This is a genomic window from Pseudomonas kribbensis (genome assembly GCF_003352185.1).
Lineage (GTDB): Bacteria > Pseudomonadota > Gammaproteobacteria > Pseudomonadales > Pseudomonadaceae > Aquipseudomonas > Aquipseudomonas kribbensis.
This window is the reverse complement of the sequence record NZ_CP029608.1, coordinates 1624111-1645616: the sequence shown is the minus strand read 5'-3', so window position 1 is coordinate 1645616 and position 21506 is coordinate 1624111. Positions and strand designations below refer to the sequence as shown.

23 protein-coding genes and 1 tRNA gene are annotated in these 21506 nt (G+C 59.4%); 5 read left to right on the top strand and 19 right to left on the bottom strand.

Annotated elements, in window-relative coordinates:
* Positions 1-18 precede the first annotated feature (18 nt).
* The 5 genes from DLD99_RS07655 to DLD99_RS07635 all read right to left on the bottom strand — a co-directional run bounded on the left by DLD99_RS07655 (position 19) and on the right by DLD99_RS07635 (position 5162).
* The gene (locus DLD99_RS07655; protein WP_085710257.1) at positions 19-939 is read right to left on the bottom strand and encodes a LysR family transcriptional regulator; all 921 of its coding nucleotides are present in this window, start codon (positions 937-939) and stop codon (positions 19-21) included.
* Between the two features lie 73 nt (positions 940-1012).
* Complete coding sequence (locus tag DLD99_RS07650; RefSeq protein WP_114881802.1) at positions 1013-3109, bottom strand: DUF6311 domain-containing protein; 2097 nt, start codon at positions 3107-3109, stop codon at positions 1013-1015.
* Positions 3106-3492, bottom strand: a complete 387-nt coding sequence (locus tag DLD99_RS07645; protein WP_114881801.1) for a GtrA family protein — start codon at positions 3490-3492, stop codon at positions 3106-3108. Before DLD99_RS07645 ends, DLD99_RS07650 begins: the two co-directional genes overlap by 4 nt.
* Positions 3489-4190, bottom strand: coding sequence for a class I SAM-dependent methyltransferase (locus DLD99_RS07640; RefSeq protein ID WP_114881800.1), 702 nt, complete (start codon positions 4188-4190; stop codon positions 3489-3491). Before DLD99_RS07640 ends, DLD99_RS07645 begins: the two co-directional genes overlap by 4 nt.
* A 3-nt stretch (positions 4191-4193) precedes the next feature.
* Entirely contained in the window at positions 4194-5162 is a 969-nt protein-coding gene (locus DLD99_RS07635; RefSeq protein ID WP_114881799.1) for a glycosyltransferase family 2 protein, read from the bottom strand.
* Between the two features lie 279 nt (positions 5163-5441).
* Between DLD99_RS07635 and DLD99_RS07630 the strand changes: the two genes are divergently transcribed.
* On the top strand, positions 5442-5633 hold the full coding sequence (locus DLD99_RS07630; RefSeq protein ID WP_064383113.1) for a YegP family protein: 192 nt from the start codon (positions 5442-5444) through the stop codon (positions 5631-5633).
* Positions 5634-5720: 87 nt separating this feature from the next.
* Here DLD99_RS07630 and ppk2 read toward each other — a convergent pair whose 3' ends face one another.
* From ppk2 to dapA, 6 genes are all read right to left on the bottom strand, one after another.
* Positions 5721-6545: a polyphosphate kinase 2 gene (ppk2, locus tag DLD99_RS07625; RefSeq protein WP_114881798.1), complete on the bottom strand. Its 825-nt coding sequence runs from the start codon at positions 6543-6545 to the stop codon at positions 5721-5723.
* Positions 6546-6705: 160 nt separating this feature from the next.
* Positions 6706-6795 (bottom strand) — tRNA-Ser (locus tag DLD99_RS07620).
* Positions 6796-6878: 83 nt separating this feature from the next.
* Positions 6879-7592 (bottom strand): phosphoribosylaminoimidazolesuccinocarboxamide synthase, encoded by a 714-nt coding sequence (gene purC / locus DLD99_RS07615; RefSeq protein ID WP_007958019.1) that lies wholly within the window; start codon positions 7590-7592, stop codon positions 6879-6881.
* Between the two features lie 28 nt (positions 7593-7620).
* Positions 7621-8382, bottom strand: coding sequence for an MBL fold metallo-hydrolase (locus tag DLD99_RS07610; protein WP_114881797.1), 762 nt, complete (start codon positions 8380-8382; stop codon positions 7621-7623).
* Positions 8383-8386: 4 nt separating this feature from the next.
* Positions 8387-9502, bottom strand: coding sequence for an outer membrane protein assembly factor BamC (gene bamC, locus DLD99_RS07605; RefSeq protein ID WP_085710245.1), 1116 nt, complete (start codon positions 9500-9502; stop codon positions 8387-8389).
* Positions 9503-9519: 17 nt separating this feature from the next.
* The gene (dapA, locus tag DLD99_RS07600; protein ID WP_085710243.1) at positions 9520-10398 is read right to left on the bottom strand and encodes a 4-hydroxy-tetrahydrodipicolinate synthase; all 879 of its coding nucleotides are present in this window, start codon (positions 10396-10398) and stop codon (positions 9520-9522) included.
* A 312-nt stretch (positions 10399-10710) separates the two neighbouring features.
* On the opposite strand from dapA, the gene DLD99_RS07590 reads away from it, so the two are divergent.
* Together DLD99_RS07590 and DLD99_RS07585 are read left to right on the top strand one after the other, a co-directional pair.
* The gene (locus DLD99_RS07590) at positions 10711-11271 is read left to right on the top strand and encodes a glycine cleavage system transcriptional repressor (protein ID WP_085710242.1); all 561 of its coding nucleotides are present in this window, start codon (positions 10711-10713) and stop codon (positions 11269-11271) included.
* A gap of 10 nt (positions 11272-11281) precedes the next feature.
* Positions 11282-11755, top strand: a complete 474-nt coding sequence (locus DLD99_RS07585; RefSeq protein ID WP_114881796.1) for a peroxiredoxin — start codon at positions 11282-11284, stop codon at positions 11753-11755.
* A gap of 34 nt (positions 11756-11789) precedes the next feature.
* Here DLD99_RS07585 and DLD99_RS07580 read toward each other — a convergent pair whose 3' ends face one another.
* Both DLD99_RS07580 and DLD99_RS07575 read right to left on the bottom strand, forming a co-directional pair.
* Positions 11790-12860, bottom strand: coding sequence for an AI-2E family transporter (locus tag DLD99_RS07580; protein ID WP_085710240.1), 1071 nt, complete (start codon positions 12858-12860; stop codon positions 11790-11792).
* 32 nt (positions 12861-12892) lie between these two features.
* Entirely contained in the window at positions 12893-13132 is a 240-nt protein-coding gene (locus DLD99_RS07575) for a sulfurtransferase TusA family protein (protein WP_007963279.1), read from the bottom strand.
* A 97-nt stretch (positions 13133-13229) separates the two neighbouring features.
* Here DLD99_RS07575 and DLD99_RS07570 point away from each other — a divergent pair, with 97 nt between their 5' ends.
* Positions 13230-14663 (top strand): M48 family metalloprotease, encoded by a 1434-nt coding sequence (locus DLD99_RS07570; RefSeq protein ID WP_114881795.1) that lies wholly within the window; start codon positions 13230-13232, stop codon positions 14661-14663.
* Between the two features lie 78 nt (positions 14664-14741).
* On the opposite strand, the gene DLD99_RS07565 is transcribed toward DLD99_RS07570, so the two are convergent.
* From DLD99_RS07565 to rpoE, 4 genes are all read right to left on the bottom strand, one after another.
* Positions 14742-16190 (bottom strand): DegQ family serine endoprotease, encoded by a 1449-nt coding sequence (locus DLD99_RS07565; protein ID WP_114881794.1) that lies wholly within the window; start codon positions 16188-16190, stop codon positions 14742-14744.
* A 207-nt stretch (positions 16191-16397) separates the two neighbouring features.
* Entirely contained in the window at positions 16398-17360 is a 963-nt protein-coding gene (locus DLD99_RS07560; protein WP_085710237.1) for a MucB/RseB C-terminal domain-containing protein, read from the bottom strand.
* A gap of 8 nt (positions 17361-17368) precedes the next feature.
* Positions 17369-17956 carry a sigma-E factor negative regulatory protein gene (locus DLD99_RS07555; protein ID WP_114881793.1) on the bottom strand — a complete coding sequence of 196 codons (588 nt, stop codon included), beginning with the start codon at positions 17954-17956 and terminating at the stop codon, positions 17369-17371.
* Positions 17957-17987: 31 nt separating this feature from the next.
* Positions 17988-18569: an RNA polymerase sigma factor RpoE/AlgU gene (rpoE, locus tag DLD99_RS07550; RefSeq protein WP_003172477.1), complete on the bottom strand. Its 582-nt coding sequence runs from the start codon at positions 18567-18569 to the stop codon at positions 17988-17990.
* 558 nt (positions 18570-19127) lie between these two features.
* Between rpoE and nadB the strand changes: the two genes are divergently transcribed.
* Positions 19128-20744, top strand: coding sequence for an L-aspartate oxidase (gene nadB, locus DLD99_RS07545; protein WP_114881792.1), 1617 nt, complete (start codon positions 19128-19130; stop codon positions 20742-20744).
* Here nadB and DLD99_RS07540 read toward each other — a convergent pair.
* Together DLD99_RS07540 and DLD99_RS07535 are read right to left on the bottom strand one after the other, a co-directional pair.
* Positions 20713-21165 (bottom strand): protein YgfX, encoded by a 453-nt coding sequence (locus DLD99_RS07540; RefSeq protein WP_114881791.1) that lies wholly within the window; start codon positions 21163-21165, stop codon positions 20713-20715. The genes nadB and DLD99_RS07540 overlap by 32 nt on opposite strands.
* Positions 21149-21403: an FAD assembly factor SdhE gene (locus tag DLD99_RS07535; RefSeq protein ID WP_065257636.1), complete on the bottom strand. Its 255-nt coding sequence runs from the start codon at positions 21401-21403 to the stop codon at positions 21149-21151. Before DLD99_RS07535 ends, DLD99_RS07540 begins: the two co-directional genes overlap by 17 nt.
* Positions 21404-21506 lie beyond the last annotated feature (103 nt).

Below are 21506 nucleotides of genomic sequence, written 5' to 3'. Positions count from 1 at the left end.
GGACAACGGCTCGGCAAGTCAGAGCGGCGAGTGAGGCCGCTCGCTCATGAATTGCTCCAGCCGCGAGCGCAGCCAGCGCTCGGCCGGGTCGCTGTCGACATGGCTGAGCCAGACCATCGACAGGTCGAGCGTCGGGGTCTTGAACGGAAACGGCTCCTTGAATAACAGGCCCGAGGCAGCCATGGCTTCGGCGGTGTAGTCCGGCAGGCTGGCGATCAGATCGGTGCCGGCCAGCAGCGCCGGCAGTGCGCTGTATTGCGGCACCGACAACACCACCTGACGGGTGCGGCCGAGGTCCGCCAGCCACTCATCGGCATAACCACTGACATTGGCCGTGTGGGAAACCAGCACATGGGGCCGTGCGCAATATTCGTCGAGGGTCAACGGGGTGGCGGACTTGTCGGCGCGCAGGATGCTCGGCTGGATATGCCGCAGCAGTTTGCGCTTGGCATTGGCCGGCAGGCCACGGGTCTGGCTGATGCCGACGGTGATGTCGCCAGCGGCCAGCAGATCGGGAATCCGCCAGTAATCGACATGCTGCACCACGAACGCCACGTTCGGTGCTTCCTGGCGCAAGGCACGCAGCAATGGTGGCAACAGACCGAATTCGACGTCGTCCGACAGGCCGATGCGAAAGGTCATGGTGCTGACAGCCGGGTCGAAATCACGGGTCAGGCTCAACGCCACTGACAACGAGTCCAGCGCGGGTTTGAGATGGCGATAGATGTCTTCGGCGCGGGCCGTCGGCTCCATGCGGTGGCCGACTCGGATAAACAATGGATCGTTGAGCATGGTGCGCAGGCGATTGAGCGCCGAACTGATGGTCGGTTGGCCGAGAAACAGCTTCTCGGCGGCCCGGGTCACGTTGCGTTCGAGCATCAAGGTTTCGAACACCACCATCAGGTTGATGTCGGCCTTGCGAAGTTCATTGCGATTCATCCATTGCCCCCCGGTCCCCAGATTGTGGGCAGTGTAGAAAGGCTGCCGGGGCAGCGTCCATCAAAACGATGCGTCATTGCACCGTCAACGTCTTCAGGCCCATGCCCATGACCCGCGAATCATCGTTGATCCCCAATTGCTGAGGGCTGATGGCATCCGGCAGCTGCAATTCGATATCGAGTCTGTCATCGTGCGCGAGGCTCTGACTGAGCGAAGCACTGATTGGAATTTCCAGGCGATTACCCTGGAACTGCGTCAAGCTCGTGCTCAGCACCTGCTCGCCGTTGAGGCTCACGATCACTCGCTGGGAAGGATGCTTTGGCATTATGAACGCCAATGTGTCGAGCACGATCGAACGCGCTTGCGGCAACAGCCGCATTTCGATTTTCGCCTGCCGCCCCTCCGTCCACGTCCCCCAGTTTTCCGCCGTCGACCAGCCGTTGGCCAATTGTCGACTCCGGTAGTTGAACGTCAGCGTTTGCCCAGGCCCAGAGAGGGGAATAACGGACATCCGCCGTCCCTCATCCCGCATCGACAGACACTGCGCGCAGCGCTTCCACCCCGGCGCAAGGACCACCAGCCCATCTACCCGGGTCAGCAGATCGGTTTCACTGTTGATGCTTTTTGCGGCGTCCGCCAGGACATCGTCGCTCAGGATGTACAACGAATCCGCGTCGTATTGCCCCGAGTCGAGCATGCGTCGGGCTTTCTGCTGTGCCAGCGCCAGTGCTGAAGAACTCACTCGCGCAAGATAGACAGCGTCGGTCTTCATGCCGTGAGCTGCTGCAAATCCGGCAATCATTTGCCAGCGATCGTTCTGATTCTGCGGCATCAGGCCGCGTACATTCGCGTATCGTCCGGCAGCGCTTGTCCAGAACGGATCGCGCAGCGGGCTGTTCCAGGCCGCCGATGGCACAACCATTTTCCCCTGCCTCAGGCCAAGCCAGCCGGCTCGAGTGTCGGCGACCTGAACCACCAGCGCTGTAGCAAGCAAAAAAATCACAACGCGCGGTCGGTAACCGCGCACCACCAGAAAAATCATGGCCAGGATGAGGGCATACAGCACCGGCCAGAACATCCGCCCCGAGGCGCGGAAGACATTGGCCAGGCCGATGATCATCTTCGGCAGCGGATAGCCGACGGTCGTTGCACCGATTCCGATCTGATTCGACAGCGCAAAAAGCCATAGCCCGAACAAGGCCATCAACAGCCATGGTCGAGCGCGCAACTCGTCCTTCAAGGGTTGCCTGTTTCCAATCCAGGCAATCAGCGCCAGCGGTACCAGCAAGAGAACGCCCAACCCCATGTAGTTGAAGCCTTCATAGTCGCCCTCACCCTTGGGCAGATCGGGCAGGATCCGCGACCAGCCGGCCGGATCGACTGGCGACAGCAAATTCATCCGGTACAAACCAAAACCGCCGGAGGCCGCACCGTCGGCAATGCTGAAATAACCCGCCTGCCAGCAACACACACTCACCAGCGCAAACAGCAACCCGCCTTCGATCAGCCCCTGGCGTCGGGTCAATTGCCGGCTAAATGTCTTGCCCAGCAAGTCTGCCAGCCAGATCAGGGCCACCATGGCCAGCAAATAGGCGTGTACCCATGATGTCACCGCCAGCAACGAACCCCAGGCCCAGCGGCGCCTGCGCAAGTCCGGTACCAGCGCCAGATACAACGCCGCCAGAATCAGGAAATGCCCCGCCAGCGAAAGGTGCCCGCCCATACGCAGAAACATCGGCGGCGAGAACACCAGCAACCCGGCTCCCAGCAGGCGAATCAAGGGATTGCCGGTCATCAGCCCGAGCAGTTTCCAGCCGAACCAGGCTTGTAGGACACAACACGCCAGTAACCAAAGGCCAAAGTACTGGAAGGTGTCCGGCAGCCACGCACTGAAGGGTTTGAACAACAGCGCCAACAGGGGGTTGGAGTCGGAAAAGATGATGGAACTGCTCAGTTCCAGGCCATAGAACGGATTGAGGCCGAGTGGAAATGTCCAGGGCGAGTGTCGGAAGAATTCCCAGCCCAGATAATGTGTCGCCGGGTCACCCTGTTCCAGCCAGGCAATGTTTTGCGGATTCAGCGCCTGCGGCCCGATTGCCAGGAAAAACACCAACATTCCCAACAGCAGCGGCAGCAAGGAGAGTACCGGGTGCTCGCGCGAATCCTTCATCGATAGGTCCAGAAGTTGTGCAGTACGAAAGTGAATGCCGGAATGGTCAGCGCAACCGCCACGATACCCAGCAGGTAGTGCAGCCCTGCCATCTGCGCGGCCCAGGCGACGAACATCGCCAAAAGAAAACCTCCCGCCGAAACCAGCAGGAATCGCAGTAGCGTTTTACCGTGCAAACGAGCGGAAAAACTCCAGGTGGTGTTGATCACGTAGGAAACCACCGTCGCTACGGCAAATGCCACGCCGTTAGCCAGCGGCGGCTGAGGGCTCACGAAGTTGATGAAAAACACCGCTACCAGCGCATGCAACGCGGTGACGAACAGACCTGTCACGGCAAAGCGCAGACCACGCCTGATCAGCGCTTCTCTCTCCGTGGACGTCACGGTTTGCGCGCCAGCACAAAGACACTCAGGCCGGCCAGGCGATTCATGCCCATCAAGGGTAGTTCGAGGCGGCACAGGGTCTTCAGCAGCGAATTAACCAGCGGGTGATGTTTTTTCAGTTGCGAACGTGGCGCCGAACCGCCGGGAATCAGGCGCGAGGCAACGGCAATCGGGAACACTGCTCCGAAGTAGTAGGCGCCCTTCTCGACCGTTAATCCGGCGTTCTTTGTCAGAGACTCGAACTGTCCCAGGGTATAGCGACGTTTGTGTTCGAGAAAATCATCGTGCCCGCTCCACATGAACTGGAATGCCGGCACGGTCATCAGGAAACGGCTGCCGGACGGCACCTTGTCGACGTAGGACTTGAGCAGGCCGAGATCGTCGTCGACGTGCTCCAGCACATCCATCAACAACACCAGATCGGCGTCCACACTGTCGATCGAGCGGCGGTAATGCACCGGTTTGCCGGCGGTGGTGGCACTGGAGTCGGCGGGATAGCTGATATCCACGCACCACGCTTCTCGCGCGGCAGTGTGAGTCAACAGATGATGGGAAAAGAACCCTGAACCGGCGCCGACGTCGAGAATGCGTTTGATCGGCGCCTCCCCCAGCAATCGACGGGTCGCTGCCGCTTTGGAGCGGTAATACCAATGCTCGCCGATGCTGTCGCCGAGGATGTCGGTTTCCTTGAGATCCATGCTTCAGTCCTTGGATTCGTAAATGCGGCGCACCAGGAAAACCGGCCGGCGCTTCGCTTCGATATAAGTGCGGCCGAGATACTCGCCAAGCACGCCGATGCCGATCAGTTGCAATCCGCCGAGGAAGGTCACCGCGACCATCAGCGAGGCGTAACCGGGCATGTCGACGCCGTGGATCAGCGTGCGCACCACGATGAACATGGCAAAGGCAAACGACACCAGAGACACCAGCGCGCCCAGGTACGTCCAGATCCGCAACGGCTCGGTGCTGAAACTGGTGATGCCTTCGAGCGCGAAATTCCACAGCCGCCAGCCATTGAACTTGCTCTGCCCGGCCGCCCGTTCCGGGCGCTCGTATTCGACCTGGGTGGTGCGAAAACCGACCCAGGCAAACAGACCTTTCATGAATCGCCGCGACTCCGGCAGCGTCAGCAGCGCGTCGACCACGCAACGGTCCATCAGCCGAAAATCGCCGACGTTTTCCGGCAATGTCTGTTCGGCAATCTTGTTGTGCAGACGATAGAACCAACTGGCGGACGTCTGTTTGGCCCAGGAGTCATTGCGGCGGCTGATGCGGTGACCAAGCACCACTTCATAACCTTCGCGCCAACGTTCGATCATCTGCAGAATGACCTCGGGCGGGTCCTGCAAATCGACATCGATCGGCACCACGATCTGCCCGGTGGCAATCTGCAAACCGGCGGAAAGCGCAGCCTCCTTGCCGAAATTGCGGCTCAGATCGACGATGCGGATCGTCGAGTTGCTCTGCTGACAGTGCAGCAGGCGCTCCAGCGTCGAATCAGTACTGCCGTCGTTGACGAACACCAACTCAAGGCTGATCTGTGCCTCACGCTCGAACACCTGACGAATGCGCAGGAGAAAGCCGTCGAGGCTGTCCTCTTCATTGAATACGGGAACCACCAGCGACAACGTCACCGGGCCCGCATGTTGCGTTCCATGCGAATGGGTCAATGGACTGCTCTTTTCTTATAGTGTTTGTCGGTCGCCGAACAAATTTCGACGCCATGAGCCGCCCCGTATTAAGCAGCACCACTGGTGCTCATGCAAGGGTGAAAAAAGGACGTACTCGCCAAACCGAAGGCCGATCCCGACGCTCTGCCCCGCGCCTTGCAGAAACATTCTCGAACGATTGGAAACAAATCCCCGATAGCCAAATGAGAAGGCTCCGCTAGGCTTGCGAGCATGCGTCAAACAGCTTGTCGCAATATCCCATCGCATGGAGCGAACTGAATGTATTTCGAGATTTACAGGCAATCCAAGGGCACCCCGAGCACCGGCAAGGGCCAATGGCGCTGGCGTCTGCGGGCGGGAAACCATGAGACGGTTGCCAGTGGCGAGTCGTATGTGAACAAGGCGGATTGTCTGCATGTGATCGAGCTGATCAAGGGCGTGCAGGGGGATACGCCGGTCAAGGAGATTTGAGGGCTGGCTGATTACCCTGCAGAAATGAAAAAGCCCCGCAGATTCTCATCTGCGGGGCTGTTCCAAGACTGACGCGAACACCTGTCTTCAGAATGTCTCGGGGATGTGCCGGAAGGGATAATCCGATTCCTTGTAGCCCCCGGGCTTCTGCCGCTTGGGTAACTCAACCTTCTCGCGCGAAACACTCTTGTACGGAATGCGGCTGAGAAGATCGGAGATGATATTCAGGCGCGCTCGCCGCTTGTCGTTCGAATCGGCCACCAGCCATGGCGCATATTCGGTATCGGTTGCCTTGATCATGTCATCACGCGCCCGCGAGTAGTCATACCAGCGGCTGTACGACTTGAGATCCATGGGCGAGAGCTTCCAGATTTTTCGACCGTCCTTGATACGCTCTTCCAGCCGGCGCGTCTGTTCTTCCTGACTGACGTTCAACCAGTATTTGAGCAAAATCACACCGGAATCGACGATGGCATGCTCCACCAGAGGAACCGTCCTGAGAAATTTTTCGGCCTGATCCTCGGTACAGAACCCCATCACCCGCTCGACACCGGCGCGGTTGTACCAACTGCGGTCGAAAATCACCACCTCGCCCGCCGCCGGTAGATAAGGCAGGTAACGCTGCATGTACATCTGGCTCTTCTCACGCTCGCTCGGCGCCGGCAACGCCACCACCCGGAATACCCGCGGGCTGACCCGATCAGTGATCGCCTTGATCGTCCCACCCTTCCCCGCCCCGTCACGCCCCTCGAAAATCACACAGACCTTGATGCCCTCGGCTCTCACCCATTCCTGCAGCTTGACGAGCTCAACGTGCAGTCGACGCAACTCCGCCAGATAGTCTTTGCTCGACAGCTTCGGGCGATCTGCGGGGGTGTCTCTGGGCGAGTCTTTCTTCTTTCCCTTTGCCATGACCGAACCTCATGCATTTGGAATGCAGGAGTTTAGTCAGTTAATTCGGAGTGTGAGCAGCCTGGATGCGCTGGAGCATTGCGCTCCACCCATTGGTGCAAGGACTGATCAGAAACGAAAAAGCCCCGTAGATCTTCATCTACGGGGCTTTTTCAATGTATGGCGGAGAGATAGGGATTCGAACCCTAGGTACCGGTGAAGGTACAACGGATTTCGAATCCGTCCCATTCGGCCACTCTGGCATCTCTCCAACGGCGCGCATCATAACAACACTTTTATCGAAAGCAAACCCTCTTTCGAAAATTTCTCCGTGCTATCAGATGCTTGCGTCGATTAAAGCGGTACGCCCAGACGGTTGGCGACTTCTTCGTAGGCTTCGATGACGTCACCGAGGCCCTGACGGAAGCGGTCCTTGTCCATCTTCTTCTTGGTGTCCTTGTCCCACAGACGGCAGCCGTCCGGGCTGAACTCGTCGCCCAGGACGATGGAGCCGTCGCTGAACACACCGAACTCAAGCTTGAAGTCCACCAGCAGCAGGCCTGCGTCGTCGAACAGTTTGCTCAGGACTTCGTTGACCTTGAGCGACAGTTCTTTCATGCGCGCCAGTTGCTCGGCGGTGCCCCAGCCGAATGCCACGACGTGGGATTCGTTGATGAACGGGTCGCCCTTGGCGTCGTCCTTCAGGAACAGTTCGAAGGTGTACGGGTTGAGCTTCATGCCCTCTTCGACGCCCAGACGCTTGACCAGGCTACCGGCGGCGTAGTTACGCACGACGCACTCGACCGGGATCATGTCGAGTTTTTTCACCAGCACTTCGTTGTCGGCCAGCAGTTTGTCGAACTGGGTCGGAATGCCGGCCGCTTCGAGTTTCTGCATGATGAAGGCGTTGAACTTGTTGTTCACCATGCCTTTGCGGTCGAGCTGCTCGATGCGCTTGCCGTCGAACGCCGAGGTGTCGTTGCGAAACAGCAGGATCAAGCGGTCAGCGTCGTCGGTCTTGTAAACCGATTTGGCTTTGCCGCGGTAGAGTTCTTCACGTTTTTCCATGATGGGCTCCGCTTGCTAAGTAGATGGGCTAGGCGATATGGCGCCAGTCGAGCCCTGAATCTTGATCGGCCAGTTGCAGCCAGTCCGGGTCGCACCCGAGGGTGTCGACAAAACATTGCCGGGCCAGCTGCGGCAGGTTGTTCTTGCTGCTCAGATGGGCCAGGACCAGGTGTTGCAGGCCTTGCCAGCCCAACTCGGCCACCAGGAATGCCGCCTGATGGTTATTCAAATGTCCCAGCTCGCCGCCAACCCGCTGCTTGAGAAAGTACGGGTAATGACCACGGGCCAGCATGTCTCGGCAATGATTGGACTCGATCATCAACGCATCGAGGTCCCGATAACCGTCCAGCACCCGCTCGCAGTATGAACCCAGATCGGTCAGCAGGCCGAAGCGCCGCTGTTCCTGATCACTGAAGACGTACTGGGTCGGTTCCTGTGCATCGTGGGCCACGGCAATGACCCGGATGTCCAGAGCACCGATCTGCAGTTGCTCGCCGCCGGCCACGAAGCCTGCGGGTTCAATCGGTTTGCGCATCCCGCGCAGTGTGCCGCGACTGAGGTAGACCGGCAGATTGTAGCGCCGAGACAGCAAACCCACGCCATGCACGTGGTCGGCATGTTCGTGGGTCACGAGTATCGCGCTCAGTTGCGCCGGGTTCACACCCAGGCGCAACAGGCGTTTTTCGGTTTCCCGCAGGGAAAAACCACAATCCACCAGCACATACGTATCAGCACTGGCGATCAGCGTGCCGTTCCCTTGGCTACCGCTGCCGAGAACGGCAAAACGCATTGGATCAGCCCAGGTTGTCCTGAATCACGCTCAACACTTTGCGGGCCACATCGGCCGGCGCGACGGTGTTGATGTTTTTCTCGACGGTGACCTGAACGTTGTCGCCAACCTTGCTCAGGCGAACCTGATAACGCTCGGCACGGGCTTCAACTTCTTCCTTGGTCGGCGCGCTGCCGAACAGGCTGCTGAAGAAACCAGGCTTCTCGTCTTTCTTCTCGGCCTTTTCGGCCAGGTTGATGTAGTACAGGCCCAGGCTGCGGTTGATGTCTTCAACGCGCCATTGACCTTGCTCCAGCGCACGACCGACGCTCGACCAGGCACGATCCAGATCGGAACCGACGTTCAATACCGGGTTGCCGCTGCCGTCTTCGCTGAGGGCGACACGGCTCGGGGTATCGAAATCACGCGATGCCAGCATCGACACCGAACCACCCTTCTCGGAAGTACGGCTCATGCTCGCGAGCATGTCGTCGACCAGGGCAGCGTCCAGGCCGGTGTTGACCGAACGGTTGGTGAAATCGACATTGGCGGTGCTGCCGGCAGGACGCTCGGCGCTGACCACGTAGATTTCACTGGTATTGCGCTGCACGCCCGGCTCGATGCGCACCCGCACGCGGGTCTCGCTGTCGGCACCGACACCGGCGGCGCTCAGGCGCTTGGCCATGGCGGCGGACAGTTCGTCGGAATGCTGCCAGGTGGTGGTGAATTCGCCGGTTTGCGGACGCTGTTCATCCAGACGGAAACCGTTGTCCTGGAAGAACTGCACAGCCACTGGCCAGACTTCGGCCGGTGGATGCTGACCCATGACCCAACGCGAATCACCGCTCTTCTGCAGCGAGTAGTCGCTGGCGTCAGCGATCGCCGACAGTGGCTGAGGACGCGGAACCACGTATTCGCCGGTGGCGGTGTCGTCGGCTACGTTACGCGGGATCGGCAGCAGCGGATCCAGGCGCTTGGAGGTGCTGACACCTTCTGGCAGTTGCATCGGTGCAGTCTGTTTCGCTTCCAGGTAGTCGCTACCACGGTCACGGAAATAACCTTCCGGGCCCCAGATCCATCCGCAGCCACTGGTGCTGGAGATAATCAAGGCAAGTGCGGAAAGTCCGGCCATTCGCTTCATGCGTTGTACTTCCTCAATTAAACCAGGACGCTGCACTGGCGCAGGGCCGAGCGCAACGTTTCATGACAAGGAGCGCTCAGCCAGGTCAGCGGCAGGCGAATGCCTTCGTGCATCAGGCCCATTTCGACCAAAGCCCACTTCACCGGAATCGGGTTGGCTTCGATGAACAGGTCCTTGTGCAGCGGCATCAGTTTTTCGTTGATGGCCCGTGCGGTCTCGGCGTCGCCCTTGAGCGCGGCCTCGCACAGGTCGGCCATTTCGCGCGGAGCGACGTTGGCGGTGACGGAGATGTTGCCTTTGCCGCCCAGCAGGATCAGTTCGACGGCGGTCGGATCATCGCCGGACAGCACGATGAAATCCTTGCTCACGCCGTCGAGGATTGCCTTGGCGCGTTTCAGGTCGCCAGTCGCTTCCTTGATACCGATGATGTTCGGCACGGTGGACAGACGGATCACGGTCTCGGCCTGCATGTCGCAGGAGGTGCGGCCGGGAACGTTGTAGAGGATCTGCGGGATGTCGACCGCTTCGGCGATGTGCTTGAAGTGCTGGTACAGGCCTTCCTGGGTCGGCTTGTTGTAGTACGGGACTACCAGCAGGCAGGCATCAGCGCCGGCTTCCTTGGCGTTGCGGGTCAGCTCGACGGCTTCGCGGGTCGAGTTGGCGCCGGTACCGGCGATCACCGGAATGCGGCCTGCCACCTGTTTGACCACGGCTTTGATGACGGCAATGTGTTCTTCTACATCAAGGGTTGCCGACTCGCCGGTAGTACCGACCGCGACAATGGCATGGGTGCCGTTCTTGAGATGGAAGTCCACGAGTTTGCTGAGGCTGTCCCAGTCAAGACGCCCTTGTGCATCCATGGGTGTGACCAGTGCCACCATACTGCCCGCAATCATGAAACCGCTCCTGCCGGAAAAAGAGAGCGGTAATGGTACTGGCGCCAAGATGCTTGCACAAGCGAAGTACTGCGCCGCCATTCCCCTTGGCGCCGCTTTTCGCTACCCTTCAGACTTTGATCGGTACTGATCAGCTTGTGCGCCGGGTTCCTGCCCCCCGTTTCGGCCTTCCAGACCCCGTTCCAGTGTCGCCGCCTTACGCTTCTTTATTAGTGGAGCCGTGGCGACAGGCGAACCGGGTCTTCCGGACAGGTATGTCCCGGCACTCAATGCCCTCACCCTACCGACCGCTCATCGCTTTAGGAATGCTGCATGTCCACCCCCACAGTTCGCGAACAATTCCTTGTCATCAGTGCCCTCGGCGCCAATCCCATGGAGCTGACCAACGTCCTGTGCCGCGCCAGCCATGAAAACCGCTGCGCGGTCGTCACTTCGCGCCTGACCCGCCACGGCGAGTGCAGTGCACTGGTGCTCGAAGTTTCCGGCAGCTGGGACGCCCTGGCCCGCCTGGAAGGCAGCCTGCCAACCCTGGCCAAACGTCACTCGTTCACGGTCAACGTGGTGCGCAGCGCCGCCCTGGAAAACCGTCCGCAAGCCCTGCCGTATGTGGCTTACGTGTCTTCGGCCTACCGCCCGGACATCATCAACGAGCTGTGCCAGTTCTTCATGGATCACAACGTCGAGCTGGAAAACCTGACCTGCGATACCTATCAGGCACCTCAGACCGGCGGCACCATGCTCAACGCCACGTTCACCGTGACCCTGCCGGCCGGCACCCAGATCAGCTGGCTGCGCGACCAGTTCCTGGACTTCGCCGATGCCATGAACCTCGACGCACTGATCGAGCCGTGGCGCCCACAGAACCCAATGTAAGGAAGCTTTCATGGCCGTAGCTATCGATCAACCGATTGCCGACTTCGAAGCACCCGCCACCAGCGGGCAAACCGTCAGCCTCTCGGCCCTCAAGGGCAAGCAAGTGGTGATCTACTTCTATCCGAAGGACAGCACCCCGGGCTGCACCACTGAAGGTCAGGGCTTTCGCGATCAGTACGCCGCGTTCAAGGCTGCCAACACGGAAATCTTCGGTATCTCCCGCGACAGCCTGAAGTCCCACGAGAACTTCAAGTGCAAGCAGGAATTTCCGTTCGAACTGATCAGCGACAAGGACGAAGCCGTCTGCCAGCTGTTCGACGTGATCAAGCTGAAAAAACTTTACGGCAAGGAATACCTGGGCGTGGATCGCAGCACGTTCCTGATCGACAAGGATGGCGTTCTGCGTCAGGAATGGCGCGGCGTGAAGGTGCCAGGCCACGTTGATGCGGTGCTGGCCGCTGCTCAGGCGCTGAACAAGGCCTGATCCTTTCGGCGCCCTGACGGGCGCCGAATCGCTTTCAAAGCAGTGGCGCCACCACCGGCTCCTTGCGCGGCCACGCATCGAGCACAGCCTTGAACAGCGTCGCCAGCGGAATCGCGAAGAACACACCCCAGAAGCCCCACAATCCGCCGAACAACAGCACCGCACAGATGATCGCCACCGGGTGCAGGTTGACCGCTTCGGAGAACAGCAACGGCACCAGCACGTTGCCATCCAGGGTCTGAATGATCCCGTAGACCGCCATCAGATAGATGAACTGATCGCTCCAGCCCCACTGGAACAGCGCAATCAGCATCACCGGCACCGTCACCACCACCGCCCCGACATACGGCACCACCACCGACACGCCCACCAGCAACGCCAGCAGTGCCGCGTAGTTCAGCCCGAGGGCGACGAAGGCGATGTAGGTCACCCCGCCACAAATCACGATCTCGATGACCTTGCCGCGAATGTAGTTGGCAATCTGCCGGTTCATTTCCTCGGCAACCCGAGTGATCAGAGCTCGTTCACGGGGCAGATAACCGCGCACCCACTCACCGATCATCACCCGGTCTTTCAAGAAGAAGAACACCAGGATCGGCACCAGGACCAGGTAGATCATGATGTTCACCAGCAGTGGCAGACTCGACAACGAGAACGTCAGCGCCCACTGCCCGAATTTACCGATCTCGCCGCGCGCCGCTTCGATGGCTTGCAGCACTTGCTCGTCGGACACCAGATGCGGATAGCGCTCCGGCAGCAGCAACAGCAGCGATTGCCACTTGGCGAGCATGCCCGGTAACTCGTTGAACAGCGTGATCAATTGATGCCAGAGCAGCGGCAGCACCACGACGATGAACAACAGCAGCACGCCCATGAACAGCGCAAACACCAGTCCCACCGCCGCACCACCGGGCATGCGCAGGCGCTCAAGCGTGACCACCAGCCCCTGCATCAGATACGCCAGCACCATCCCGGCCAGCACGGGCGCGAGCATTCCGCCAAGGGTAAGCACGGCGGTGAAGGCGAGAAACAACAACACCGCCAGCACCACCGCCTCTTCATCGGAAAAGTAGCGCTGAATCCAGTCGCGTAACACTTTGAACATCAATAATCCTTAGGTCTTTTACGCTGTCGATTTCAGGCTTTTTTCAACCAGTACCGGTAGACGCCCGCCTCGTCTTCTTCACGCAGCAGCGTATGACCGGCCAACCGGGCAAAGGTGCGAAAGTCGCGCTGCGAGCCGGCATCCGTGGCGATTACCTTGAGCACCGCGCCACTGGGCAGCTTGTTCAGTTCCATCTTGGCCTTGAGCAACGGCAACGGGCAATTCAGGCCACTGGCGTCCAGTTCACAGTCATGGGCTACAGCGTCGGTCATGCGTTACTCCGGTTCAGAGGGTCAGGCTGCCTAGAATATCTGGTCGCAAGCCCGGTGTCCGGCTACAGTAAGGTCTTTGTCGACTAAGGCTTTGTGCATGACATTTTTGCGCCCTACCCTGCTGACGCTCGCTTGCCTGCTCGCCTCACCGGGCTTCGCCGACGACCTGCCGTCACTCGGTGACGCCAGCTCTGCCATCGTCTCGCCACAACAGGAATACCAACTGGGCCGCGCCTGGCTGGCACTGCTGCGCAGCCAGGTTTCACAGCTCAACGATCCGCAGCTCAAGGACTACGTCGAGTCCAGCGTCTATAAGCTGGTGGAAACCAGTCAGGTCAATGACCGACGCCTGGAATTCATCCTGATCAACAGCCCGCAGCTCAACGCCTTCGCGGCGCCGGGCGGGATTGTCGGGGTCAACGGCGGCCTGTTCCTCAATGCCCAGACCGAAGGTGAATATGCCTCGGTACTGGCTCACGAACTGGCTCACTTGTCCCAGCGCCACTTCGCCCGAGGCGTCGAGGCCTCACAGCGGATGCAAGTGCCGATGATGGCCGCGCTGCTGGCTGGGATCGTCATTGCGGCCGCCGGTGGCGGTGAGGCCGGGATCGCGACCATTGCAGGCACCCAGGCAGCGGCGATCCAGTCGCAACGGACCTTCTCCCGCCAGAACGAACAAGAGGCCGATCGCATCGGCATCCTCAACCTGGAGAAAGCCGGTTACGACCCGCGTTCCATGCCGACCATGTTCGAACGTTTGATGCGCCAGTATCGCTACGACGCCAAGCCGCCGGAATTCCTGCTGACTCACCCGGTAACCGAATCGCGGATCGCCGACACCCGTAACCGTGCGGAACAAGCCAAGCCCGGCGGTATCGAGGACAGCATGCGCTATCAACTGATCCGCGCACGGGTACAGTTGATCTACGAAGAAACCCCGGGAATGGGTGCCAAGCGCTTCCGGGCACAACTGGACGAGAATCCGAAAAACGATGTGGCCCGTTACGGCCTGGCGATTGCCCAGATCAAGGGTGGCCAGTTGAATGAAGCGCGGGAGAATCTCAAGCAACTGCTGGAAAAATCCCCGAACGAGATCATCTACAACCTCGCCCAGGTCGATCTGGATATCACCAACAATCGTCTGGCGGATGCGCAGTCGCGCGTCGACCGCATGTTGACTCAATACCCAGGCAACTACCCGCTGAATCAGGTTCGCGTCGATCTGTTACTGAAACAGAACCGGACCGCCGATGCAGAAAAAGCCCTGGAAGGCCTGTTGAAATCGCGCCCGGACGATCCGGACGTCTGGTATCAGGTGGCGGAGACCCGCGGCTTGTCCGGCAACATCATTGGCCTGCATCAAGCCCGTGCCGAGTATTTCGCGCTGGTCGGCGATTACCGCCAGGCCATCCAGCAACTGGACTTCGCCAAACGCAAGGCTGGCAGCAACTTCCCGCTGTCGTCACGGATCGATGCGCGTCAGCGCGAACTGATGGAGCAGGAGCGCATGATCAAGGACATGATGGGATAAGCCCGATCCAGGAAAAACTCGGGACACAAAAAAACCGCCTCTTTCGAGGCGGTTTCTTATTACTCAACCGCTATTGGATCATTCAGCCAGCTTGAACGTAATGAAGCTGGCACGGCCCTGACGCAGAACCCGCATCGACACGGAGCGATTCTTCGGCAGCGCCTTGGCGATCTCGGAGAACTCCTTGGCCGAGCTGATGGCCTGATTGTTCAGGTGAGTGATGATGTCGCCTGGCTGCAGGCCGATCAGGGCGGCAGGACCGTCCTGCACGTCCTTGATCACCACACCACCCTTGAGGTCGTAGGTTTTCTTCTGCTCGGCAGACAGTTCAGCGACCGAAACACCGAGACGATTGCTGTTGGTCTCGACGCCAGATTTCGGCAGGGCATCCAGCTCCTTGTCTTCATCCGGAATCGCGCCGACGGTCAGCTCGATATTCTTGCGCTTGCCTTCACGAATCACTTCCAGATTGGCCTTGGCGCCAGCCTTCAGTGCACCGACCAGATGAGGAAGGTCTGCGGACATGACGATCGGCTGACCGTTCATGCTCAGGATCACGTCGCCCACTTGCAGGCCGCCCTTGGCAGCCGGACCGTCATCCTGGATCTGCGCCACCAGCGCACCGGCCGGTTTTTCCAGACCGAATGACTCGGCGAGATCCTTGTTCACTTCCTGGATGACCACGCCCAGCCAGCCGCGGCTGACCTTGCCACCACTTTTCAGCTGGTTGGATACGTCCATGGCAACGTCGATCGGGATGGCGAAGGAAACGCCCATGAAGCCGCCGGAACGGGTGTAGATCTGCGAGTTGATCCCCACCACTTCACCGTTCAGGTTGAACAGCGGCCCACCGGAGTTGCCCGGGTTGATCGGCACGTCGGTCTGAATGAACGGCACGTAGTTTTCGTTTGGCAGGCTGCGGCCAACGGCGCTGACGATGCCCTGGGTCACCGTGTGGTCGAAGCCGAACGGCGAGCCGATCGCGACCACCCACTGCCCTGCTTTCAGGTCCTGGGATTTGCCGAGTTTGAGTACCGGCAGATCCTTGCCTTCGATTTTCAGCAGGGCCACGTCGGAGCGCGGGTCAGTGCCGATCAGCTTGGCTTTCATTTCACTGCGATCGGCCAGGCGAACGAGAATTTCGTCAGCATCGGCAATCACGTGGTTGTTGGTCAGGATGTAGCCATCGGGCGAGATGATGAAGCCCGACCCCAGCGACTGCGCTTCACGCTGGCGATCACCACGTGGCGAACGCTGTTGCGGCGGCATGCCCCGTTCGAAGAATTCGCGCAGCATCGGTGGCAAGCCTTCCAGATCAGGCATCTGCTGGTTCACTTTGCGATCCGGCAGCTTTTGCGTGGTACTGATGTTCACCACCGCAGGCGAGGCCTGTTCGACCAGCTGGGTGAAATCCGGCAGATTGACCGGACTGGCCGCATCAGCCGCCTGGACTGCAGGAACAGCCTGACCGAGCACCAGCACGGTGGCGACAATGGAGAGATAAGACTTCAAGCTTGGTATCGACATACAGCTCCCGTTACGACGAGCAGGGTTAAGCGATATGGAGCAAGGAACACCGGGAACTACAGGCCGGCATTTTTGTTCCGGGAACAACAAAACAAGGCCAGAGCCGTGAGGCTCTGACCTATAAAAAATTTTCGGATTATTTGCAAATGAAAATGCTCAGCAAACATTTCATGTCTCGAACACGAAGTGGAAACTGCTGAAATCAGCTCACTGCTTGCTGGTTGCAGCGCCATCGTTGCGTATCGACAAGGCAATCCGCTCGGCAGTACCGATTGGAATTTCGCCGACCACCGTCACCATCATCTCGCCCTGAGGTGTCGTCAGACGGCGGGATACGGCAACCGTTGGACCCAATTGAGTGCGGGTATCCGTGACGACGGCACCGTTCAGTGGTTCCAGGAACACCGAGAAACGCGCCAGACCATCGTCATACAGCAGGCTGTTGACCTGGGTCTTGGTGTCAGGGTCCTTGTGCGAGGAACTGCTGGTGAGCTCAAAGCCCGGCGGCAACCAGTCGGACCGCCAGACCTGTGCGGTCTTGACGGCTGAAGCCTTGTCACTGTCGAGGTTGACAGGCTTGCAGTCGGAGGCTGCCTGAAGATCCTTGTCGGATGGAACCTCGGCAGTATCCAGCCGAGTGAACTGGAACCGCTCGAGCAACTGGCCCTTGTCGTTGAGCAGCAACGACTTGAGCGGCAATCCCGTTTCCTTGTCCAGGTGCAGTTCGAATCCGTAGCGATACTGATCCCGTGGCGTCAGCGATACGATTACCGCGTCACGCCCGGCCACACGCGACTTGCCGATCACGGCAAGCTCATACCAATTCTTCAGCTTCTGTGGATCGAGAGGACGAGCGGCAGAGTTTGGAGAATCTCCCAGCCCAGCAATCAAGGTGCCGCTGACGCATTGAGTATGTCCATCAATACGTACGACTTCCTGTGCCGAACCGTCGAGCTGGAGCAACCGCTCGCGAACCTGCCCGTTCTGAACGCGATGCCAGATGCTGTGGGTAGAAAAACTACCGTTACGCTCGTAAACGAATGTGCCGTGGAAGCTTTGCTGCTGCTCGGCCTGGCCCAGGCGGGTCAGCCAATCCTGGGCCTCATCGGCGTGGGCTGGAACAATGAACCAGCCACTGAGCAGAAGCGAAAGTAGAGGTATGGCGCGCATGATCCTCCTTAACGGTTTTCCAGACTGGCTGCTCGTGCATAAGGCAGTGCGCTTTCAGTACCTTTCAGCGCGGCTTGCTGAGCATGTTGACGCAGGTAACCCGGCAAACGCTGATCGTGCCAGCCTGGCTGGCCTTGCAGCACACCATTGGCCATAGGACCAGTGGCTTCAGAACTCTCATTGTAGCCTGCCAGTACCGCCGGCCCCTTGACCTGCGGAGTCGCCAGCGCTGGCTGATTGGATTGCTGCGCCAGTTCGACGCCTGCGATTTCGTCATGGTTATACAGACGAACGCCTGCCAGAACGGCAACGGTCACCGAGGCTGCAACGGCCAGACGACCCAGGCTGCGCCATGGACCGCGGGACACTTTGGCTGGAGTGGCTTCATCTTCCAGCGCAGCAGACACTGCCGCAGCGAGATCCAGGCGTGGGAGCAGCAGATCCTTGTGCATGGCTGCCCGAGCGATCTGGTAACGAGCCCAGGTTTCGCGGGTTTCAACATCATCCAGTGCGTTGAGCACTCGACGCAATTCCAGTTCGTCCGCTTCGTTATCCATCACTGCGGACAGCGATTCCTGCAGGGCTTCCCGACTCATGGCGTTCCTCTCTTGGCTGTCGCCGCTGTCTTTAGTTTTCCTGCAACAACGGCTGCAGGGCTTTATCGATGGCCTCCCGGGCGCGGAAAATCCGGGAGCGCACGGTACCAACCGGACATTGCATGACGCTCGCGATGTCCTCGTAACTCAGACCGTCGAATTCGCGCAAAGTTAATGCCGTGCGCAAATCTTCTGGCAGTTGCTGAATGGTTCGATGGACAGTGCCTTCGATCTCATCCCGCAGCAATGCGCGTTCAGGAGATTCGAGATCCTTCAGGCCATGATCGCCGTCATAGAACTCTGCATCTTCGGAACTGACATCGCTATCCGGCGGCCGGCGGCCGCGTGAAACCAGATAGTTTTTCGCCGTGTTGATGGCGATGCGGTAAAGCCACGTATAAAACGCACTGTCTCCGCGAAAATTTCCTAATGCCCGGTAAGCCTTGATAAAGGCTTCTTGAGCAACATCCTGGGCTTCATGGGTGTCGTGCACGAAACGCACGATCAACCCGAGAATTTTGTGTTGATACTTCAACACGAGCAGATCGAAAGCTCGCTTGTCACCGCGCTGAACGCGCTCGACCAGCTGCTGATCCTCTTCCTGGGTTAGCATGAACACTCCTCGATAAACTCGGAGGAAGCTTGCATGGCTAAACGACCGGACTTGCAAACATAGACTCGGGCTTTTCGCAAAAGTTCTCCCCCTCCAAGCAAGTTTCCTGCGGGCTCTGATTTGGCACGCACGAAAAACGCAGCGCGGGATAAACCGGCTGCGCGAATAATCTTTTCATCGGCTCGCCGGCTAGAACCCAACCGCAGGTTCCGCATTGAAGCCGACACTGTCCCTTGTTTCGGGCAACTGTCTATTGATCTTGGGCCTCTGGCAAAAGTTCCAAATATTTATAGACGGGCCACGCCGACATTGGGCAACCGTGAGCGGAAAAAGCATGTTTCATCTGCGATACAGTCGCTTTTTCCCAAGACCGGCGGAAAAATCTTCCGACAAAGCGTCGGCATTTGACCGTCACAGTAGTTTCACAATGCCATATCCACCCGGCTATTGTGCCGCCCCACCCCTCTATATACTAGTGGGCTGTGTGGCTGTCTCGACTCGCCCATCCGCCTGTCTTGCGCCAACCCCGACCCGGGTCGCATTGAGCGGAATCCTGAAATGAGCCAACAGTTTCAACACGATGTTCTGGTGATTGGCAGCGGCGCTGCCGGTTTGAGTCTCGCGCTGACCCTGCCCGGTCACTTGCGCATCGCCGTACTGAGCAAGGGCGATCTCGCCAACGGTTCGACTTACTGGGCCCAAGGTGGCGTGGCGGCCGTGCTGGACGACACAGACACCGTCGAATCCCACGTCGATGACACCCTCAATGCCGGCGGCGGGCTGTGCCATGAAGATGCGGTACGTTTCACCGTCGAGCACAGCAAAGAGGCGATCCAGTGGCTGATCGACCAAGGCGTGCCGTTCACCCGTGACGAACAATCCGGGACTGAAGACGGCGGATTCGAGTTTCATCTCACCCGCGAAGGCGGCCACAGCCACCGCCGCATCATCCACGCCGCCGACGCCACCGGTGCCGCGATCTTCACAACCCTGCTGGCCCAGGCAAAAGAACGCCCGAACATCGAGTTGCTGGAACAGCGCGTCGCCGTCGATCTGATCACCGAACGACGCCTTGGGCTGGACGGCGACCGCTGCCTCGGCGCCTACGTACTCAACCGCAAGACTGGCGAAGTCGACACCTATGGCGCCCGATTCGTGATTCTGGCTTCCGGCGGCGCCGCCAAGGTCTACCTCTATACCAGTAACCCTGACGGTGCCTGCGGCGACGGCATCGCCATGGCCTGGCGTTCGGGTTGCCGGGTGGCGAACCTGGAATTCAATCAGTTCCACCCCACTTGCCTGTATCACCCGCAGGCCAAGAGTTTCCTGATCACCGAAGCCCTGCGCGGTGAAGGCGCACATTTGAAGTTGCCCAACGGCGAACGCTTCATGCAGCGTTTCGACCCGCGCGCCGAACTGGCACCACGGGACATTGTCGCCCGGGCCATCGACCATGAGATGAAGCGTCTGGGTGTCGACTGCGTCTATCTCGATATCAGCCACAAACCCGAAACGTTCATCAAGACGCACTTCCCAACGGTTTACGAGCGCTGCCTCGGATTCGGCATCGACATCACCAAACAGCCGATCCCGGTCGTCCCGGCGGCGCACTACACCTGCGGCGGCGTGATGGTTGACCAACAGGGTCGCACCGACGTGCCCGGACTGTATGCCATCGGCGAAACCAGCTTCACCGGCCTGCACGGCGCCAACCGCATGGCCAGCAACTCGCTGCTGGAATGCTTCGTTTATGCCCGTTCGGCAGCGGCGGACATTCTCGAGCAACTGTCCGATATCGCCATCCCTCGGGCCCTGCCCGCCTGGGATGCGAGCCAGGTAACCGACTCCGACGAAGACGTGATCATCGCGCACAACTGGGATGAGCTGCGGCGTTTCATGTGGGACTACGTCGGCATCGTGCGTACCAACAAGCGCCTGCAGCGGGCACAACATCGCGTGCGACTGCTGCTGGACGAAATCGACGAGTTCTACAGCAACTATAAAGTCAGTCGCGACCTGATCGAGTTGCGCAACCTGGCGCAAGTGGCGGAACTGATGATCCGCTCAGCCATGGAGCGCAAGGAGAGCCGAGGCCTGCATTACACCCTCGACTACCCGGATCTGCTGCCCGAGGCCCTCGACACTATTCTGGTGCCGCCCACCTACGCCGGCTGAACTTGAGCCGAACACGCAGGCGTCGGTGCAGATCCGCCGCCTGCGCATCCCTGGGCACGCAGATCGACCTGACCCGACGCTCGCCGCGCAACCGAAAGCGCAGCACCACGATCACTGGCAGCGCCAGGCTGTCCGGGCGCAACTGCACTGGCTGCCAGCCATCGGCCTGATTCCACAATTGCCAGCCATCGGCGTCACGGCGCAATCTGCAGAAAGCCTTGGGATGACTCAGCAGAATCTGGCGAGGTAATGCCCACGCGGCATGGATCAGGCAGACGACTGCACCGAGCAGACTGACCCAGAAAGGGATGACAAGCAGAAACAGGGCGCACAGGGCGAACGCCTGGGCCAGGAGATACGCCGCCAGCAACTGCCGTGAGGCCTGCCAGCGGCATTCGAACGTGTTACTTGGGCTGGACACGATCCAGAATCATGCGAACCATGCGTTGCAGCTCCGGATCTTCGGACTCGCTGCGTTCCATGAACCAGCCGAACATGTCCTGATCCTCGCATTCCAGCAGGCGGACATACAGCGCGCGGTCCACCTCGTTCAGATTCGAGTAGACCTCTTTCACGAACGGCACCAGCAACACGTCAAGCTCAAGCATGCCGCGGCGGCTGTGCCAAAAGAGGCGATTCAGTTCAACTTGTTCGACCATGGAGCGCTCCTCAAATAGGCCGCAAGTATACAGGCCCGAGACGGGCCGAACAGTCGGCTTTGGTCGGGCACCACCGATCCTTTATGAACTACCCATTTCAACA

Excerpts from the sequence above, each read along its gene's own strand:
- DLD99_RS07655 (WP_085710257.1), bottom strand. The coding sequence starts at position 939 with ATGAATCGCAATGAACTTCGCAAGGCCGACATCAACCTGATGGTGGTG.
- DLD99_RS07650 (WP_114881802.1), bottom strand. The coding sequence starts at position 3,109 with ATGAAGGATTCGCGCGAGCACCCGGTACTCTCCTTGCTGCCGCTGCTG.
- DLD99_RS07640 (WP_114881800.1), bottom strand. The coding sequence starts at position 4,190 with ATGGATCTCAAGGAAACCGACATCCTCGGCGACAGCATCGGCGAGCAT.
- DLD99_RS07630 (WP_064383113.1), top strand. The coding sequence starts at position 5,442 with ATGTATTTCGAGATTTACAGGCAATCCAAGGGCACCCCGAGCACCGGC.
- ppk2 (WP_114881798.1), bottom strand. The coding sequence starts at position 6,545 with ATGGCAAAGGGAAAGAAGAAAGACTCGCCCAGAGACACCCCCGCAGAT.
- purC (WP_007958019.1), bottom strand. The coding sequence starts at position 7,592 with ATGGAAAAACGTGAAGAACTCTACCGCGGCAAAGCCAAATCGGTTTAC.
- DLD99_RS07610 (WP_114881797.1), bottom strand. The coding sequence starts at position 8,382 with ATGCGTTTTGCCGTTCTCGGCAGCGGTAGCCAAGGGAACGGCACGCTG.
- bamC (WP_085710245.1), bottom strand. The coding sequence starts at position 9,502 with ATGAAGCGAATGGCCGGACTTTCCGCACTTGCCTTGATTATCTCCAGC.
- dapA (WP_085710243.1), bottom strand. The coding sequence starts at position 10,398 with ATGATTGCGGGCAGTATGGTGGCACTGGTCACACCCATGGATGCACAA.
- DLD99_RS07590 (WP_085710242.1), top strand. The coding sequence starts at position 10,711 with ATGTCCACCCCCACAGTTCGCGAACAATTCCTTGTCATCAGTGCCCTC.
- DLD99_RS07585 (WP_114881796.1), top strand. The coding sequence starts at position 11,282 with ATGGCCGTAGCTATCGATCAACCGATTGCCGACTTCGAAGCACCCGCC.
- DLD99_RS07580 (WP_085710240.1), bottom strand. The coding sequence starts at position 12,860 with ATGTTCAAAGTGTTACGCGACTGGATTCAGCGCTACTTTTCCGATGAA.
- DLD99_RS07575 (WP_007963279.1), bottom strand. The coding sequence starts at position 13,132 with ATGACCGACGCTGTAGCCCATGACTGTGAACTGGACGCCAGTGGCCTG.
- DLD99_RS07570 (WP_114881795.1), top strand. The coding sequence starts at position 13,230 with ATGACATTTTTGCGCCCTACCCTGCTGACGCTCGCTTGCCTGCTCGCC.
- DLD99_RS07565 (WP_114881794.1), bottom strand. The coding sequence starts at position 16,190 with ATGTCGATACCAAGCTTGAAGTCTTATCTCTCCATTGTCGCCACCGTG.
- DLD99_RS07560 (WP_085710237.1), bottom strand. The coding sequence starts at position 17,360 with ATGCGCGCCATACCTCTACTTTCGCTTCTGCTCAGTGGCTGGTTCATT.
- DLD99_RS07555 (WP_114881793.1), bottom strand. The coding sequence starts at position 17,956 with ATGAGTCGGGAAGCCCTGCAGGAATCGCTGTCCGCAGTGATGGATAAC.
- rpoE (WP_003172477.1), bottom strand. The coding sequence starts at position 18,569 with ATGCTAACCCAGGAAGAGGATCAGCAGCTGGTCGAGCGCGTTCAGCGC.
- nadB (WP_114881792.1), top strand. The coding sequence starts at position 19,128 with ATGAGCCAACAGTTTCAACACGATGTTCTGGTGATTGGCAGCGGCGCT.
- DLD99_RS07535 (WP_065257636.1), bottom strand. The coding sequence starts at position 21,403 with ATGGTCGAACAAGTTGAACTGAATCGCCTCTTTTGGCACAGCCGCCGC.